The following is a 15,613-nucleotide window of genomic DNA, read 5'->3' as shown; positions in this document are numbered from 1 at the left end:
CGGGCTTTTATCCTATCAGTCGGCTTCGGTGCGAAGGCTGAGCAACTCACGTGCGTGGGTGAGCGCCGCGTCGGAATCGGGCATGCCCGACAGCAGCCGCGCCATCTCGGCCTCGCGGTCGGCGCCGTCCAGGCGGCGCACGTCGGATGCGGTGACGGAGCCGTCGTTCGCCTTCACGACGGTGAGGTGGTTGGCGGCGAAAGCGGCCACTTGGGCCAGGTGGGTGACGGCGATCACCTGAGACGACTCCGAGAGCCGGGCGAGGCGACGACCCACCTCGATCGCCGCGGCTCCGCCGATGCCGGCGTCCACCTCGTCGAACACGAAGGTCGGCACGGGATCCACCGCCGCGATGACCACCTCGATGGCCAGCATGACGCGGCTGAGCTCTCCCCCGCTCGCACCCCGAGACACCGGGCGCGGCTCGGCGCCCGGGTGGGGGGCGAGCAGGATCCCGACGTCGTCGCGCCCGGACGTTGACTCCGGTCCGGGGGTGACCGACACCTCCAGCCGCGCGTCCGGCATGGCCAGCGCCCGCAGTTCGGTCGTGACCGCGGCGCCCAGCCGCGCGGCGGCTTCGGTGCGGGCCGCGGTCAGTGCGGCGGCTGTCTCGTCGAGGACGGATGCTGCGGCATCCCGCTCCTCGGTCAGCCGCTCGATGCGGCCGGAGTCGTCGTCGAGCTCCGCGAGCCGCGACGAGCCGGTGTCGAGGAGCTCGATCGCCGCGTCGAGCGTGCCGTGGGCGCGAACGAGGCCCGCCAGTACCGCACGGCGCTCCTCGACGGCGGCCAGCTCGTGGGGACCCGACTCGTCGAGGTCGGCGAGGTAACCGGCGAGAGCGGCGGCGATGTCGGCGACGCGATAGCCGACGTCGGCGAGCTGACCCGACAGTTCGGCGAGCACCGGGTCGTGCACCCGCTCCAGGGTGCGACGCGCTTCGGCGATCAACGCGCCGGCGTCGGGTTCGTCGCCCTCGCCCGACAGTCCGTCATGGGCGGTGGCCGCGGCGATGCGCAGCTCTTCGGCGTTCGCAAGCCGCTCGGCGCGGGTCGCGAGCTCGGCATCCTCTCCCGGCTCGGGTGCCGCCTGCTCGATCTCGGCGAGCTGTGCCCGGAGCTCTTCGGCCTCCCGGGCCCGCGTGTCGCGGTCGTCGGAGAGTTGGGAGAGTTCACGGTCGACGGCACGCCAGTGCTCGAAGGCACGCCGGTAGGCGTCGCGGGCGTTCTGCACGCGCGCCCCGCCGAAGCGGTCGAGGGCATCGCGCTGGGCGGCCGCGGATCGCAGCCGCAACTGGTCGGACTGCCCGTGCACGACCACCAGCTCGTCGGCGAGGTCGGCGAGCACGCCCGCCGGCGCGGCCCGGCCGCCGACCGACGCGCGTCCGCGTCCCTCGCTCGAGATGGATCTGCCGATGTACAGCTCCGCGCGGCCCTGGCCGATGGGCTCGACGTCGCCGCCCGCCTCGCGAACGCGCGCGGCCACGGGTCCGTCCTCGGGCACGATCCAGACGCCGTCGACGGTCGCCTGCGCAGCCCCGGCGCGCACCGCGCCGGAGTCGGCACGCTGACCGAGAAGCAGTCCGAGGCCCGTCACGACCATCGTCTTGCCGGCGCCGGTCTCACCCGTGATGGCGGTGAACCCGGGACCGATCGGAAGCGTCGCCTCGGCGATCACGCCCAGGTCGCGCAGTCGCATCTCCTCGATCACGACGCCTCCCCACCGTCATCCACTGCCATCTCGACGCCGGTCACCGGAGTGTCCCGCGTGTCGGCGGAGCTCACCGGCATGACGCCGGTGATCGCCGCGGGGCCTCGCCAGCCTTCGACCGGCAGGCGGAACTTGCGCACGAGCCGGTCGGTGAACTGGGCGGGATGCAGGCGCGCAAGGCGCACGGGACGGTCGGACCGTCGCACTACGACGCGCGCACCGGGCGGCAGATCGTGCGAGCGCCGGCCGTCGCACCAGAGGATCGCCGCCGCATTCGTCCGTTCGAGCACCTCGATCGCCACCGCGTGCTCCGGTCCGACGACGAGTGGCTTCGCGAAGAGCGCGTGGGCCGACAGCGGCACCACCGCGATCGCTTCGACCGTCGGCCAGATGACCGGGCCGCCCGCGGAGAAGTTGTAGGCGGTGGACCCCGTCGGCGTCGACACGACCATCCCGTCGCAGCCGAAGGTCGACAGGGGCCGTCCGTCGATCTCGACGACGACTTCCAGCATCCGTTCGCGACTGGCCTTCTCGACGGTCGCCTCGTTGAGCGCCCAGGTCTCGTAGACCACCGAGTCCCCCGTGTCTTTGACGCGGATCTGCAGCGCCATGCGCTCCTCGACCTCGTACTCGCGCGCGATCACGCGACGGACGGCCTCGTCCATGTCGTCGCGCTCGGTCTCGGCGAGGAAGCCGACGTGGCCCATGTTGATCCCGAGCACGGGAGCGCTGCCGTCGCGGACGAGCTCGGCCGCGCGCAGGATGGTGCCGTCGCCCCCGAGGACGATCGCGAGTTCGATGTGCGGGACCGGCACGTCGATGCCCAGCCGTGCGACGTCGGACAGCGACGCACCGGCGGCGACCAGCTCATCCCGGTCGTCGGGCGCGAGCACCGGGCGTGCCCCGGCGGCGCGCAGCGATGCGACGACGCGCTCGGCCGCGGCGACGGTTTCGGCGCGGTGGGCGTGCGCCACCACCAGGATGCTGCGCTCGGGCTGCGCGTCGGCGTGCAAGCGGTGCTGCGCGTCGGCGTTGTTCATCGGCTCCCCGCCAGTCGGTTCACAGTGCTCAACCATTCTGTCGGATTGCTCCCCCGCCCCGGCGCGAGGTGGGCGATGTACTCGGAATTGCCGTGCGTGCCCGCGATCGGCGATGCGACGATCCCGCACGTTCCGAGGCCGGTGTCCCACGCGGCCCACAGCACGCCCGCCACGGCGTCGGCCCGGATCACGGGGTTGGTCACGAGCCCGCCCTTGACGGCCGTGCGTCCGACCTCGAACTGCGGCTTGATCAGCAGCACGAGGTCGGCATCGGATGCGGCGACCGCGCGCGCGGCGGGCAGCACGTGCGAGAGCGAGATGAACGACAGGTCGCCGGTGATCAATGACGGTGCCTGCGCGACGCCGCTCGCCGCGGCGAGTGATCCGGCTGTCATGTACCGGACGTTGAAGCCCTCGATCGACACCACGCCGGGATCTTCGGCGACGGATGCAGCGAGCTGCCCGTGACCGACATCCACGGCGATCACCGGCTCCGCGCCGCGCTCGCGCAGCACCTGCGTGAAACCGCCGGTGGACGCGCCCATGTCGAGTGCCACGCGACCGCGGACCGCCACTTCGAACGCGTCGAGTCCGGCGATCAGCTTGTGCGCAGCGCGACTGACATAGTGGTCACCGCCGGCGACGCCGAGGACCGACTCGTCGGCGACCGGTGTCGACGCCTTCACGACGGGTCTGCCGTCGACCGTCACGAGGCCTTCGGCGATGAGCGTCGCGGCGTGCGTGCGGGAGCGCGCGAGACCCCGTGCGGCCAGAGCGGCATCGAGGCGGGTCGTCATGACGGCGTGCCGGGCGTCGCCTCGAGGCGACGCGCGAGCGTGTCGTGCAGCGCCTCGTACGCGTCGGCCCGCGTGGCGAGCGGCTGCGCTTCGATCACCTCGAGGGTCGACAGCAGATCGCCGTCCTCGTCCTCACGCGCGCTCATCCGGTCCATGCCCCAAGGATACGGCGGCACCCCGGCAGCCCCGCGACCCGCCGCGCGTCGCCGGCTCGCTGCGTACGTCGAAGCCGGGGACACCGGTCGCTGAGCCTGCCGCGGGGACTTCGACGAGCTCGGTGACCGTGCGGGTCAGGGCCGGTGGAACGGGTCGGCGTACAGCGCCTCGGGCACGCGGAATCCGAAGATCGCGCGACCGGTCGACCAGATCGCCGCGGCGCCCGCGCGCACGAGGTCGATCGGACGATCGCCCGCGCTCAGGATGCGGATGTCGGCTCCGTCGATGGCCACCCGAGCGCCGCCGGCCGTCGCGACCGCGTCTTTCACGTGCACCTCGGGGTACGGCTCGTGCAGCTCCCGGAGGTCGCTGAGGATGTAGGTGGGTCGTGAGCCTTCCGGCGCGGCCAGCACGTGCTTGGGACGGTCGACCCCCGTGAGCACGAGAGCCGACGCTATGCCGGCACGGTTGGCCCCGAGGATGTCGGTGTCGAGACGGTCGCCGAGGAACAGCGGATGCTGCGCCTCGAACCGCGCGACGGCCTCGTGGAAGATCGGCACCTCGGGCTTGCCGGCGACCGTCGCCAGCCGGCCGACCGCCGTGTGCACCGCGGAGACCAGCGTGCCGTTACCGGGGGCGATGCCGCGGGACTGCGGGATCGTCCAGTCGGTGTTCGTCGCGATCCATGGGATGCCGCCCTCTTCCTCGGGCGTCTTCAGCGCGAAGGCGGCCTCGGCCAGCTGCGTCCACCCCACCTCGGGGGCGAAGCCCTGCACCACCGCTGCCGGTGCGTCGTCGGCGCTGCGGGTCACGACGAAGCCGGCCTTCTCGACTTCGACGACGAGTCCATCGCCTCCGACGACCAGCACGGTGGAACCGGGCGCGATCTTCGCGGCCAGCAGGCGCATGGCGGCCTGCGGACTGGTCACGACGTCACCAGGCGCCGTCGCCAGCCCGAGTTCGCTCAGATGCGCCGCGACCGAGGCATCCGTGCGCGCCGCGTTGTTGGTGATGTACGCGAGAGACCGCCCCTGCCTCGCCCGGTTGAGGCTCTCGACCGCGTGGGGCAGAGCACCCGAACCGGCATAGACGACGCCGTCGAGGTCCGCCAGCAGAACGTCGACGCCGTCCAGAGGGGCGGGCGTCGCGGCCCGCCGTCCGAACAGCGCCATCAGCGATCGGCCTCGCCGTTGTCGCGGTCATCCTCCGGTTCGTCGATGCCGGCATCGACGAGCAGTTCGGCAACCTCGTCGGCAACCGAGAACTCTTCGTCGTCCCGCCCGTCGCCGGCAGCTTCCGGCTCGCTGTCCGGCGCGGCGCCCGATCCGGCGCCGGACTCCGCCCCGGCATCGGACTCGGGCTCGACGCCGGGCTCGATCTCTCCGTCGTTCGCGGCGATCTCCGGCTCCGAGAAACCTTCGCTTTCGTTCGCCGCATCGGCGTCGGCGTCTTCGTCGTCCTCCTCGAGGACCTCCTCGACGAACACGGTCTCGAGATCGCCGCCACCGGATGCCGCGTCGATGGCCTCCGCGGCGATGACCGCACGGCGGTGCCACTGGGCTGCCTCGTCGTCGCGACCGAGCTCCTCGAGCACCGTCGCCCGCGCGGCGAACAGCGCGGGGCTCCACTCGAAGGCGCGGTCGGGGTCGAGCTCCGGAATGTCGAGCTCCTGGAGAGCACGCTCGGGCTCGCCGAGGTCGAGCCGGGCGCCGGACATGGCGATCGCGAGCTCCACCCGCACGGGCGTCTCGAGCGTGGAGCGGTCGACCGAACGACCCACTTCGAGCGCACGGTCGGCGCGACCGACGCCGCGCTCACTGTCGACCATCAGGGCGATCTGGTCGTCGCGGCCGGAGATGCGGCGGTAGGTCCGCAGTTCGCGCAACGCCAGAGCGAAGTCACCGGTCGCGTAGGCGGTGATCGCGAGCGTCTCGCGTACGACGGCGATCCGGCCGGCGCGACGAGATGCCGAGATCGCATGCTGGTGCGCCAGAGCCGGGTCTTCGTCGATGAGCTGCGAGGCCATCGCGAGATGACGCGCGACCTGGTCGGCGTTCTCCTTGCTCAGCGTCTTCAGCTCGTTGCGGGCCGCGGGCGGAAGGTCGCGCGCAGTGACGTCGGCGGGAATGACCGGGTCGTCGTGGCGCTCGCGGATGGGGCGGATCTCGCCTTCGCGCACCGCTCGATCGGGGCGATTCGCGCCGCCTCGCGTCGGGCGCGCGCCGCGCTCGTACGGCTTCCGGTCACCATCGCGGTGCGCGGAGGGACGGTCGCCCTCGCGCTTCGCGTAAGGGCGGTCGCCGTCGCGCTTCTCATACGGACGGGCGTCCTCGCGCTTCGCGTACGGACGGTCACCCTCGCGCTTGGCGTACGGGCGGTCGCCGTCACGCTTCTCATACGGACGGGCGTCCTCGCGCTTGGCGTACGGGCGATCACCCTCGCGCTTCGCGTACGGCTTGTGGTCGCCGTCACGCTTCGCGTACGGGCGGTCACCGTCGCGCTTGGCGTACGGGCGGTCACCGTCGCGCTTCGCGTACGGGCGATCACCCTCGCGCTTCGCGTACGGGCGATCACCCTCGCGCTTCGCGTACGGGCGGTCACCCTCGCGCTTCGCGTACGGACGGTCACCCTCGCGCTTGGCGTACGGCTTGTGGTCACCCTCGCGCTTGGCGTACGGCTTGTGGTCACCCTCGCGCTTGGCGTACGGCTTGTGGTCGCCGTCACGCTTGGCGTACGGGCGGTCACCCTCGCGCTTGGCGTACGGCTTGTGGTCGCCCTCGCGCTTCGCGTACGGGCGGTCACCCTCGCGCTTGGCGTACGGCTTGTGGTCGCCGTCACGCTTCGCGTACGGGCGATCACCGTCACGCTTCGCGTACGGGCGGTCACCCTCGCGCTTGGCGTACGGGCGGTCACCCTCGCGCTTCGCGTACGGGCGGTCACCGTCACGCTTCGCGTACGGCTTCTTCTCGCCATCCCGCTTCGCGTGCGGCTTCCGGTCGGCGCCTGCCGACGAGCGCCCGGGGCTGCTGGATCGTTCGCGCGACGCGCGTCGATCTTCGCGCGGCTCCTGATCTGCCATTCTTCGATCCTCCCGGATGCGTTCTACGTCGGCAATCCACCCTGTTAACGCGGAATGGCCACCCAGGGTGTGGGTGGCCATTCCGTGAATGGGTGTCCGGCGGTGTCCTACTCTCCCACAGGGTCCCCCCTGCAGTACCATCGGCGCTGAGAGGCTTAGCTTCCGGGTTCGGAATGGGACCGGGCGTTTCCCTCTCGCTATGGCCGCCGAAACTCTTTCGATGTTTCAGTGTTCACAACGTGAAAGTTCTCTTTGTCGTTGTGTTCCCGACCGTACATCGGGAACCACTCAGTGGACGCAAGCACCAGGAAGGTGTGTTATCAAGTCATCGGCTTATTAGTACCAGTCAGCTGCACGCATTGCTGCGCTTCCACATCTGGCCTATCAACCCAGTAGTCTGGCTGGGAGCCTCTCACCCGAAGGTATGGAAGTCTCATCTTGAGGCCGGCTTCCCGCTTAGATGCTTTCAGCGGTTATCCATCCCGAACGTAGCTAACCAGCGGTGCACTTGGCAGTACAACTGGCACACCAGAGGTTCGTCCAACCCGGTCCTCTCGTACTAGGGTCAGATCCTCTCAAACTTCCTACGCGCGCAGCGGATAGGGACCGAACTGTCTCACGACGTTCTAAACCCAGCTCGCGTACCGCTTTAATGGGCGAACAGCCCAACCCTTGGGACCTACTCCAGCCCCAGGATGCGACGAGCCGACATCGAGGTGCCAAACCATGCCGTCGATATGGACTCTTGGGCAAGATCAGCCTGTTATCCCCGAGGTACCTTTTATCCGTTGAGCGACAGCGCTTCCACAAGCCACTGCCGGATCACTAGTCCCGACTTTCGTCCCTGCTCGACCTGTCAGTCTCACAGTCAAGCTCCCTTGTGCACTTACACTCGCCACCTGATTGCCAACCAGGTTGAGGGAACCTTTGGGCGCCTCCGTTACTTTTTGGGAGGCAACCGCCCCAGTTAAACTACCCACCAGGCACTGTCCCTGAACCGGATTACGGTTCGAAGTTAGACATCCAGAGTGACCAGAGTGGTATTTCAACAACGACTCCACGAATACTGGCGTATCCGCTTCACAGTCTCCCACCTATCCTACACAAGCCACACCGAACACCAATACCAAGCTGTAGTAAAGGTCACGGGGTCTTTCCGTCCTGCTGCGCGTAACGAGCATCTTTACTCGTAATGCAATTTCGCCGAGTTCGCGGTTGAGACAGTTGGGAAGTCGTTACGCCATTCGTGCAGGTCGGAACTTACCCGACAAGGAATTTCGCTACCTTAGGATGGTTATAGTTACCACCGCCGTTTACTGGGGCTTAAATTCTGAGCTTCGCCTTGCGGCTGACCCGTCCTCTTAACCTTCCAGCACCGGGCAGGCGTCAGTCCGTATACATCGTCTTGCGACTTGGCACGGACCTGTGTTTTTAGTAAACAGTCGCTACCCACTAGTCTCTGCGGCCACCACACCCTTTTCCAGGCAAGCTGGTATAAGTGGATGGCCCCCCTTCTCCCGAAGTTACGGGGGCATTTTGCCGAGTTCCTTAACCACGATTCTCTCGATCTCCTTGGTATTCTCTACCTGACCACCTGAGTCGGTTTGGGGTACGGGCGGCTAGAACCTCGCGTCGATGCTTTTCTTGGCAGCATAGGATCACCCACTTTTCATCCGCATCGTGTCTCAGCCTGTATGAGTCACGGATTTGCCTATGACTCGGCCTACGCACTTGCCCCGGGACAACCATCGCCCGGGTTGGGCTACCTTCCTGCGTCACACCTGTTAATACGCTAACCGCCTCAGCATGGGGTCGTGCGCTAGGCCCACAGCATCACCCCGAAGGGATCCGTCAGTGGGATTCAGACACTTAGCACTACTGGATTGGTTGGGGCGGTTCTTCGCCGGTACGGGAATATCAACCCGTTGTCCATCGACTACGCCTGTCGGCCTCGCCTTAGGTCCCGACTTACCCAGGGAAGATTAGCTTGACCCTGGAACCCTTGGTCTTTCGGAGGACGTGTTTCTCACACGTCTTTCGCTACTCATGCCTGCATTCTCACTCGTGTAGCGTCCACGGCTGGGTCACCCCGCCGCTTCACTCGCCACACGACGCTCTCCTACCCATCAACACGGCTGGACCACGAAGGCCTACCAATAATGTCAATGCCACAACTTCGGTGGCGTGCTTGAGCCCCGTTACATTGTCGGCGCGGAATCACTTGACCAGTGAGCTATTACGCACTCTTTCAAGGGTGGCTGCTTCTAAGCCAACCTCCTGGTTGTCTAAGCAACTCCACATCCTTTCCCACTTAGCACGCGCTTAGGGACCTTAGATGGTGGTCTGGGTTGTTTCCCTCTCGACTATGAAGCTTATCCCCCACAGTCTCACTGCTGCGCTCTCACTTACCGGCATTCGGAGTTTGGCTGACGTCAGTAACCTTGTAGGGCCCATCGGCCATCCAGTAGCTCTACCTCCGGCAAGAAACACGCAACGCTGCACCTAAATGCATTTCGGAGAGAACCAGCTATCACGAAGTTTGATTGGCCTTTCACCCCTATCCACAGCTCATCCCCTCAGTTTTCAACCTAAGTGGGTTCGGCCCTCCACGACGTCTTACCGTCGCTTCAGCCTGGCCATGGATAGATCACTTCGCTTCGGGTCTAGGACATGCGACTGAATCGCCCTATTCAGACTCGCTTTCGCTACGGCTACCCCACCCGGGTTAACCTCGCCACATATCGCTAACTCGCAGGCTCATTCTTCAAAAGGCACGCTGTCACACCTACCAGGGGTGCTCCAACGGTTTGTAAGCAAACGGTTTCAGGTACTATTTCACTCCCCTCCCGGGGTACTTTTCACCTTTCCCTCACGGTACTTGTCCGCTATCGGTCATCTGGGAGTATTTAGGCTTATCAGGTGGTCCTGACAGATTCACACGGGATTTCTCGGGCCCCGTGCTACTTGGGATACTCTCCACGTCAGAACACGCATTTCGACTACGGGGCTGGCACCCACTCTGGCCCGCCTTTCAAGACGGTTCGTCTATACGCTTCTGTCACGTCGACCACTCGGCAGAATGGTCAGGAAAGTCCCGCAACCCCCCACATGCAACGCCTGCCGGCTCTCACACACATGAGGTTTAGCCTGATCCGATTTCGCTCGCCACTACTCACGGAATCACGGTTGTTTTCTCTTCCTGTGGGTACTGAGATGTTTCACTTCCCCACGTTCCCTCTACCCGCCCTATATATTCAGGCGGGAGTCACTGGGTCGGCACGCCGCCCAGCGGGGTTTCCCCATTCGGACACCCTCGGATCAAAACTTGCTTATCAGTTCCCCGAGGCTTATCGCAGATTGCTACGTCCTTCTTCGGCTCCAGATGCCAAGGCATCCACCGTTTGCTCTTAAAGACTTGAAATCACATGAGTTCTCATCAAGAATCGCGCCAGAGCCGAAACCCTGACGAGAAATTGACTAATGATCTTTAAGATCATCAATAAAGACAACCCCCGAAGGGATCATCTCAAAGATGCTCGCGTCCACTGTGTAGTTCTCAAAGTACGGGCGGCACCCGCCCCACCCACCAACAAAAGCCGGCAGCAAGACGAGCCCAGAGAGTCAAACCCCACCCCGAAAGGCAGACGTCCGGTCCCTCAGGACCCAACAGCGTGCAGGCACCCCGCTCACAAACCCCCACCCTCCAACCGGCCCCGAAGAACCGGCGTACTAGTGAGAATCAGTCGCGCTGATGCCATGTCAAATGTTCCACCCACGAGCCCCACCCAGGAACATTCGCCCTGAGCTGGGTCCTCCAACCCGAAGGTTGAGGTGCTCCTTAGAAAGGAGGTGATCCAGCCGCACCTTCCGGTACGGCTACCTTGTTACGACTTAGTCCTAATTACCGATCCCACCTTCGACGGCTCCCCCCACAAGGGTTAGGCCACCGGCTTCAGGTGTTACCGACTTTCATGACTTGACGGGCGGTGTGTACAAGACCCGGGAACGTATTCACCGCAGCGTTGCTGATCTGCGATTACTAGCGACTCCGACTTCATGAGGTCGAGTTGCAGACCTCAATCCGAACTGGGACCGGCTTTTTGGGATTCGCTCCACCTCACGGTATTGCAGCCCTTTGTACCGGCCATTGTAGCATGCGTGAAGCCCAAGACATAAGGGGCATGATGATTTGACGTCATCCCCACCTTCCTCCGAGTTGACCCCGGCAGTATCCCATGAGTTCCCACCATTACGTGCTGGCAACATAGAACGAGGGTTGCGCTCGTTGCGGGACTTAACCCAACATCTCACGACACGAGCTGACGACAACCATGCACCACCTGTTCACGAGTGTCCAAAGAGTCTCCTATTTCTAGGGTGTTCTCGTGTATGTCAAGCCTTGGTAAGGTTCTTCGCGTTGCATCGAATTAATCCGCATGCTCCGCCGCTTGTGCGGGTCCCCGTCAATTCCTTTGAGTTTTAGCCTTGCGGCCGTACTCCCCAGGCGGGGAACTTAATGCGTTAGCTGCGTCACGGAATCCGTGGAAAGGACCCCACAACTAGTTCCCAACGTTTACGGGGTGGACTACCAGGGTATCTAAGCCTGTTTGCTCCCCACCCTTTCGCTCCTCAGCGTCAGTTACGGCCCAGAGATCTGCCTTCGCCATCGGTGTTCCTCCTGATATCTGCGCATTCCACCGCTACACCAGGAATTCCAATCTCCCCTACCGCACTCTAGTCTGCCCGTACCCACTGCAGGCCCGAGGTTGAGCCTCGGGATTTCACAGCAGACGCGACAAACCGCCTACGAGCTCTTTACGCCCAATAATTCCGGATAACGCTTGCGCCCTACGTATTACCGCGGCTGCTGGCACGTAGTTAGCCGGCGCTTTTTCTGCAAGTACCGTCACTTTCGCTTCTTCCTTGCTAAAAGAGGTTTACAACCCGAAGGCCGTCATCCCTCACGCGGCGTTGCTGCATCAGGCTTCCGCCCATTGTGCAATATTCCCCACTGCTGCCTCCCGTAGGAGTCTGGGCCGTGTCTCAGTCCCAGTGTGGCCGGTCACCCTCTCAGGCCGGCTACCCGTCGACGCCTTGGTGAGCCATTACCTCACCAACAAGCTGATAGGCCGCGAGCCCATCCCAGACCGAAAAATCTTTCCAACCCCCACCATGCGATAGAGGCTCATATCCAGTATTAGACGCCGTTTCCAGCGCTTATCCCAGAGTCCAGGGCAGGTTGCTCACGTGTTACTCACCCGTTCGCCACTGATCCCACGAAGCAAGCTCCGTGTTCACCGTTCGACTTGCATGTGTTAAGCACGCCGCCAGCGTTCATCCTGAGCCAGGATCAAACTCTCCATAAAAAAATGATGCTGCAAACAGTCGGAATAAGACCGAAAGCAACGAGTTCAACCATGACCAAAAACGAATATCAAACTGACATCCATGAATTGATCCAAAAAAGACCCCCACCAACCAAAAAATGGTCGACAGAGAAATAAATTGGCATTTGACAAGTGCACGCTGTTGAGTTCTCAAAGATCGGACGCACCAACCAGCACCGGATCTCACGACCCGCTGCCCCGGCTGGGCAACTTCACTATCTTATCCTGCCGAAGCGATCCCGTCAAATCGACCGGAGCTCTCCGAACAAGGTCCCCATCATCCCGCAAGCGGGGCAATCCATGTGTGGATCGTGAGGTGATGGAGGTGGTTCGCTGCTTGAGGGGAGCCAGACCTTCCGGCCTTCCGCTCTACCCTTTGGGGCGAACAACAAGAACATTACGCGGCATCCGGGCCCCCGTCGAATCGAGCCCGCACCCCGGGCGTGTCGCGTGCGCGGCACCGCGAAATCACGGGGATTTCGCCCCACGGGCCAGCGTCGGGTCGACCGTGCCAGCCGCCCGTCGCCGGAGCACCTGCACCAGGACGCAGAGTGCAAGCGTCACGGCGCCCCAGAGGGCACACGCCGGCGGAAGCACGAGGTAGGCGAGGTGCGCGGGAGTGAACTCGGCGTCGAGAGGGCCGAGCACCGTCAGCCCCCACACCCATCCCACCGCGAGGGACACCGGCAGCGAAACCCACCAGGTGCCCCGCACCCAGGGCTGCAAGACGCGGGACAGGGATGGCTCGCCCTTCCGCCGGACGAGCCACACCAGCATCCACATCCCGATGATCGCCAGTCCGATCACGCTCGACCCGTGCTGCAGCCATTTGTACCCCGGCAGCGGGCCCCACTCCGCGTCGAGGGCCCCGATCGCGGTGGTGCCCCACCGTCCCTCGTGAGTGAACAGATCCCAGACGATGTGGCTCACCACCCCGATGGCGAGCGATGCGGCGAGGAGCAGCATCCGCCCCCCCGCAGCGCGGGACGCAGAACCGGGAGCCACGCCGACCGTCTCACGAAGCGCCGGCACGGCGCCGGCGTCCCACTCCCCCGGCAGCCGCGCCGCGAGCCATCGCGGCGAGAGCTCACGCGCGGCCGGCCGCACCACGCAGCGCCAGATGAGCAACAGCCCGAAGGCGAGCGCGACGGTCGCCGGCACCCAGGCGAAGGAGTGCGTGACGCCGTAGTGCAGCGGAAGCCCCCGCACGAAGAGCGGCAGGTCCGGCGTCATCGCGCCGATCGCGATCGCCGCCGAAAGAAGCCGCGTGCGCATGAACGGCAGTGCGACGACCGCGTGGCTCGGCGTGAACGGCACCCGCTATTCCCCTGCCGATGCGGTTGCGGCCCTCATGCCGGGTCAGCCGACGAACAGACCGGCGAGCGTCTTCTTGCCGCGGCGCAGCACCGAGACCCCGCCGGGGAGTGTCCCCGAGACGACGGCCGAGTCGTCCTCGACCTTCGCGCCGTCGAGCGACACACCGCCCTGCGCGATGGCACGACGAGCCTCCGACAGGCTCGACACCAACCCGGTGTCGACGAGCGCCTGCACGACGGGGGTCCCCCGCCCGACCGCCGCATTCGGCAGTTCCTCGAGAGCGTGCCGGAGCGTCGTCGCATCGAGGGCGGCGAGGTCACCCTGGCCGAAGAGGGCCTCGGACGCCGCGATCGCGGCGGCCGCCGCGTCCGTCCCATGCACGAAAGTCGTGACCTCGACAGCCAGGCGCTTCTGCGCGGCGCGGCGGAAGGGCTCCTCGGCGACGAGGCGCTCGTACTCCTCGATCTCGGCGCGCGTGAGGAAGGTGAAGATCTTGAGACGCTGGATCACGTCGGCGTCGTCGGTGTTCAGCCAGAACTGGTACATGCGGTACGGGCTGCACATCGCGGGATCGAGCCAGATCGCGTTGCCCTCGCTCTTGCCGAACTTCGTGCCGTCGCTGTTGGTGATCAGGGGCGTGCCGATGGCGTGAACGTGCGCGCCCTCCACCCGGTGGATGAGGTCCGTGCCGCTCGTGAGATTTCCCCACTGGTCGCTGCCGCCGGTCTGCAGCACACAGCCGTACTGGCGGTACAGCTCGAGGTAGTCCATCCCCTGCAGGATCTGGTAGCTGAACTCGGTATAGCTGATGCCGGCCTCGGAGTTCAGGCGGGCCGCGACCGCGTCCTTCTTGAGCATCGTGCCCACGCGGTAGTGCTTGCCGATGTCGCGCAGGAAGTCGATGGCGCTCAACGGCGCCGTCCAGTCGAGGTTGTTGACGATGCGAGCGGCGTCCTCGCCCTCGAAGCTCAGGAACCGCTCGACCTGCGACTGCAGGTAGCCGACCCACTCGCTCACGGTCTCCTTGGTGTTGAGCGTGCGCTCCGCCGAGGGACGCGGGTCGCCGATGAGGCCGGTCGAGCCGCCGACGAGACCGAGCGGCTTGTGACCGGCGAGCTGCAGGCGGCGCATGAGCAGCAGCTGCACGAGGTTGCCGAGGTGCAGGCTCGGGGCGGTCGGGTCGAAGCCGCAGTAATACGTGATCGGGTCTCCGGCGAGAAGGGCGCGCAGCGCCTCCTGATCGGTGGACACATGCACGAGCCCACGCCACACGATCTCGTCCCACACGTTCTCGAACGCCGGGTCGTTCGCGGGCGCCAGCGCGCGCACAGAAGGGTCCTGTGCGCTCACGACGGTTTCAGACACGCCCGCCAGGCTATCAGCGACGGATGCTGCCTCCTGCCTCTGGATGGTGCGCTTATGCCCGTAGACTTAAGCTCGGTTATCTTGAGCCTGTAGGCTTTCGGTTGAAAAGGCTGGAGGCTAAACTTCGTGTGACTTTAGGTCCCACGCATAAGGAGCGCTCCGTGTTCGTGATCACCAGCGACCAGCGCGACAGCCGCAGGACGGATGACCTCGTCCCGGCAACACTCGTCGCCCTCGGGGCACACACCGGCCGGGGTCTGGCACTCGCACCCGAGCGAACGGCGGGCGACGAGGTGCAGGTGGCCGTCGCCGACCCGGAGGCGGCTCTCACGATCGTGCTCGAACTCACCCGCACGGGCCAGTGGAGCGTCGGTCTCGGCATCGGCACGGTCGAGTCGCCGCTGCCCGATAGCGTCCGCGCCGCCCGCGGCGACGCCTTCGTCAACGCCCGCGACGCCGTCGATCGCGCCAAGAAGGCCACCACGCGACTGGCCATCACCGGCCCGGGGGACGACGACGACGCGGAGGCCCTCGTCCGCCTCCTGGTGGACCTCCGGGACCGGCGCACGACGGAAGGATGGGAGGTGTACGACCTCCTCGCCGAGGGACTCACGCAGCGGGACGCCGCCGTGCGCCTCGGCATCTCGGAGGGCGCAGTGAGCCTGCGGGTGAAGGCCGCCGGGCTGCGAACGGAGGAGGCCGCCGTGCCGGCGCTCACCCGCGTGCTCGCCCGGCTGGATCCGCCCTCCATGCCAGACTGACGGC

9 protein-coding genes and 3 rRNA genes are annotated in these 15,613 nt (G+C 65.6%); 1 reads left to right on the top strand and 11 read right to left on the bottom strand.

The annotated features are described in order from the left end of the window. Nucleotides 1–15 precede the first annotated feature (15 nt). The 11 genes from recN to tyrS all read right to left on the bottom strand — a co-directional run bounded on the left by recN (nt 16) and on the right by tyrS (nt 14,848). Nucleotides 16–1,707: a DNA repair protein RecN gene (gene recN, locus ACN9MP_RS06725; protein WP_426324858.1), complete on the bottom strand. Its 1,692-nt coding sequence runs from the start codon at nt 1,705–1,707 to the stop codon at nt 16–18. Beyond that, nucleotides 1,704–2,747 carry an NAD kinase gene (locus tag ACN9MP_RS06720; protein WP_426324856.1) on the bottom strand — a complete coding sequence of 348 codons (1,044 nt, stop codon included), beginning with the start codon at nt 2,745–2,747 and terminating at the stop codon, nt 1,704–1,706. Before ACN9MP_RS06720 ends, recN begins: the two co-directional genes overlap by 4 nt. Next, complete coding sequence (locus ACN9MP_RS06715) at nt 2,744–3,544, bottom strand: TlyA family RNA methyltransferase (RefSeq protein WP_426324854.1); 801 nt, start codon at nt 3,542–3,544, stop codon at nt 2,744–2,746. Before ACN9MP_RS06715 ends, ACN9MP_RS06720 begins: the two co-directional genes overlap by 4 nt. Beyond that, a complete protein-coding gene (locus ACN9MP_RS06710) occupies nt 3,541–3,699 on the bottom strand; it encodes a hypothetical protein (RefSeq protein ID WP_426324853.1) in 159 nt (52 codons plus the stop codon). The genes ACN9MP_RS06715 and ACN9MP_RS06710 overlap by 4 nt, the downstream gene beginning before the upstream one ends. A 135-nt stretch (nt 3,700–3,834) precedes the next feature. Next, nucleotides 3,835–4,872, bottom strand: coding sequence for an HAD-IIA family hydrolase (locus ACN9MP_RS06705; protein WP_426324852.1), 1,038 nt, complete (start codon nt 4,870–4,872; stop codon nt 3,835–3,837). Next, nucleotides 4,872–6,860 (bottom strand): primosomal protein, encoded by a 1,989-nt coding sequence (locus tag ACN9MP_RS06700; protein WP_426324851.1) that lies wholly within the window; start codon nt 6,858–6,860, stop codon nt 4,872–4,874. Before ACN9MP_RS06700 ends, ACN9MP_RS06705 begins: the two co-directional genes overlap by 1 nt. Before the next feature lie 13 nt (nt 6,861–6,873). Beyond that, nucleotides 6,874–6,990, bottom strand: a 5S ribosomal RNA gene (rrf, locus tag ACN9MP_RS06695). Between the two features lie 105 nt (nt 6,991–7,095). Further along, nucleotides 7,096–10,200: ribosomal RNA gene (locus ACN9MP_RS06690) — 23S ribosomal RNA — on the bottom strand. Between the two features lie 421 nt (nt 10,201–10,621). Then, a 16S ribosomal RNA gene (locus ACN9MP_RS06685) occupies nt 10,622–12,145 on the bottom strand. Together the 16S, 23S and 5S rRNA genes form the textbook arrangement of a ribosomal RNA operon. Nucleotides 12,146–12,634: 489 nt before the next feature. After that, on the bottom strand, nt 12,635–13,483 hold the full coding sequence (locus tag ACN9MP_RS06680; protein WP_426324849.1) for a DUF4184 family protein: 849 nt from the start codon (nt 13,481–13,483) through the stop codon (nt 12,635–12,637). 42 nt (nt 13,484–13,525) lie between these two features. Further along, nucleotides 13,526–14,848, bottom strand: coding sequence for a tyrosine--tRNA ligase (gene tyrS / locus ACN9MP_RS06675; RefSeq protein WP_426324847.1), 1,323 nt, complete (start codon nt 14,846–14,848; stop codon nt 13,526–13,528). Nucleotides 14,849–15,009: 161 nt separating this feature from the next. Here tyrS and ACN9MP_RS06670 point away from each other — a divergent pair, with 161 nt between their 5' ends. Further along, on the top strand, nt 15,010–15,609 hold the full coding sequence (locus ACN9MP_RS06670; RefSeq protein ID WP_426324845.1) for a DNA-binding protein: 600 nt from the start codon (nt 15,010–15,012) through the stop codon (nt 15,607–15,609). The last annotated feature ends 4 nt before the right edge of the window (nt 15,610–15,613 follow it).

This window comes from Microbacterium sp. E-13 (assembly GCF_049912955.1).
Taxonomy (GTDB): Bacteria; Actinomycetota; Actinomycetes; order Actinomycetales; family Microbacteriaceae; genus Microbacterium.
The sequence above is the reverse complement of the archived record's forward strand: the minus strand, read 5'-3'. Positions and strand labels throughout refer to the sequence as shown.

Bases quoted from the DNA above. Each gene is read 5' to 3' on its own strand.
- ACN9MP_RS06720 (WP_426324856.1), bottom strand. From the start codon at position 2,747: ATGAACAACGCCGACGCGCAGCACCGCTTGCACGCCGACGCGCAGCCC.
- ACN9MP_RS06715 (WP_426324854.1), bottom strand. From the start codon at position 3,544: ATGACGACCCGCCTCGATGCCGCTCTGGCCGCACGGGGTCTCGCGCGC.
- ACN9MP_RS06710 (WP_426324853.1), bottom strand. From the start codon at position 3,699: ATGGACCGGATGAGCGCGCGTGAGGACGAGGACGGCGATCTGCTGTCG.
- ACN9MP_RS06705 (WP_426324852.1), bottom strand. From the start codon at position 4,872: ATGGCGCTGTTCGGACGGCGGGCCGCGACGCCCGCCCCTCTGGACGGC.
- ACN9MP_RS06700 (WP_426324851.1), bottom strand. From the start codon at position 6,860: ATGGCCACCCACACCCTGGGTGGCCATTCCGCGTTAACAGGGTGGATT.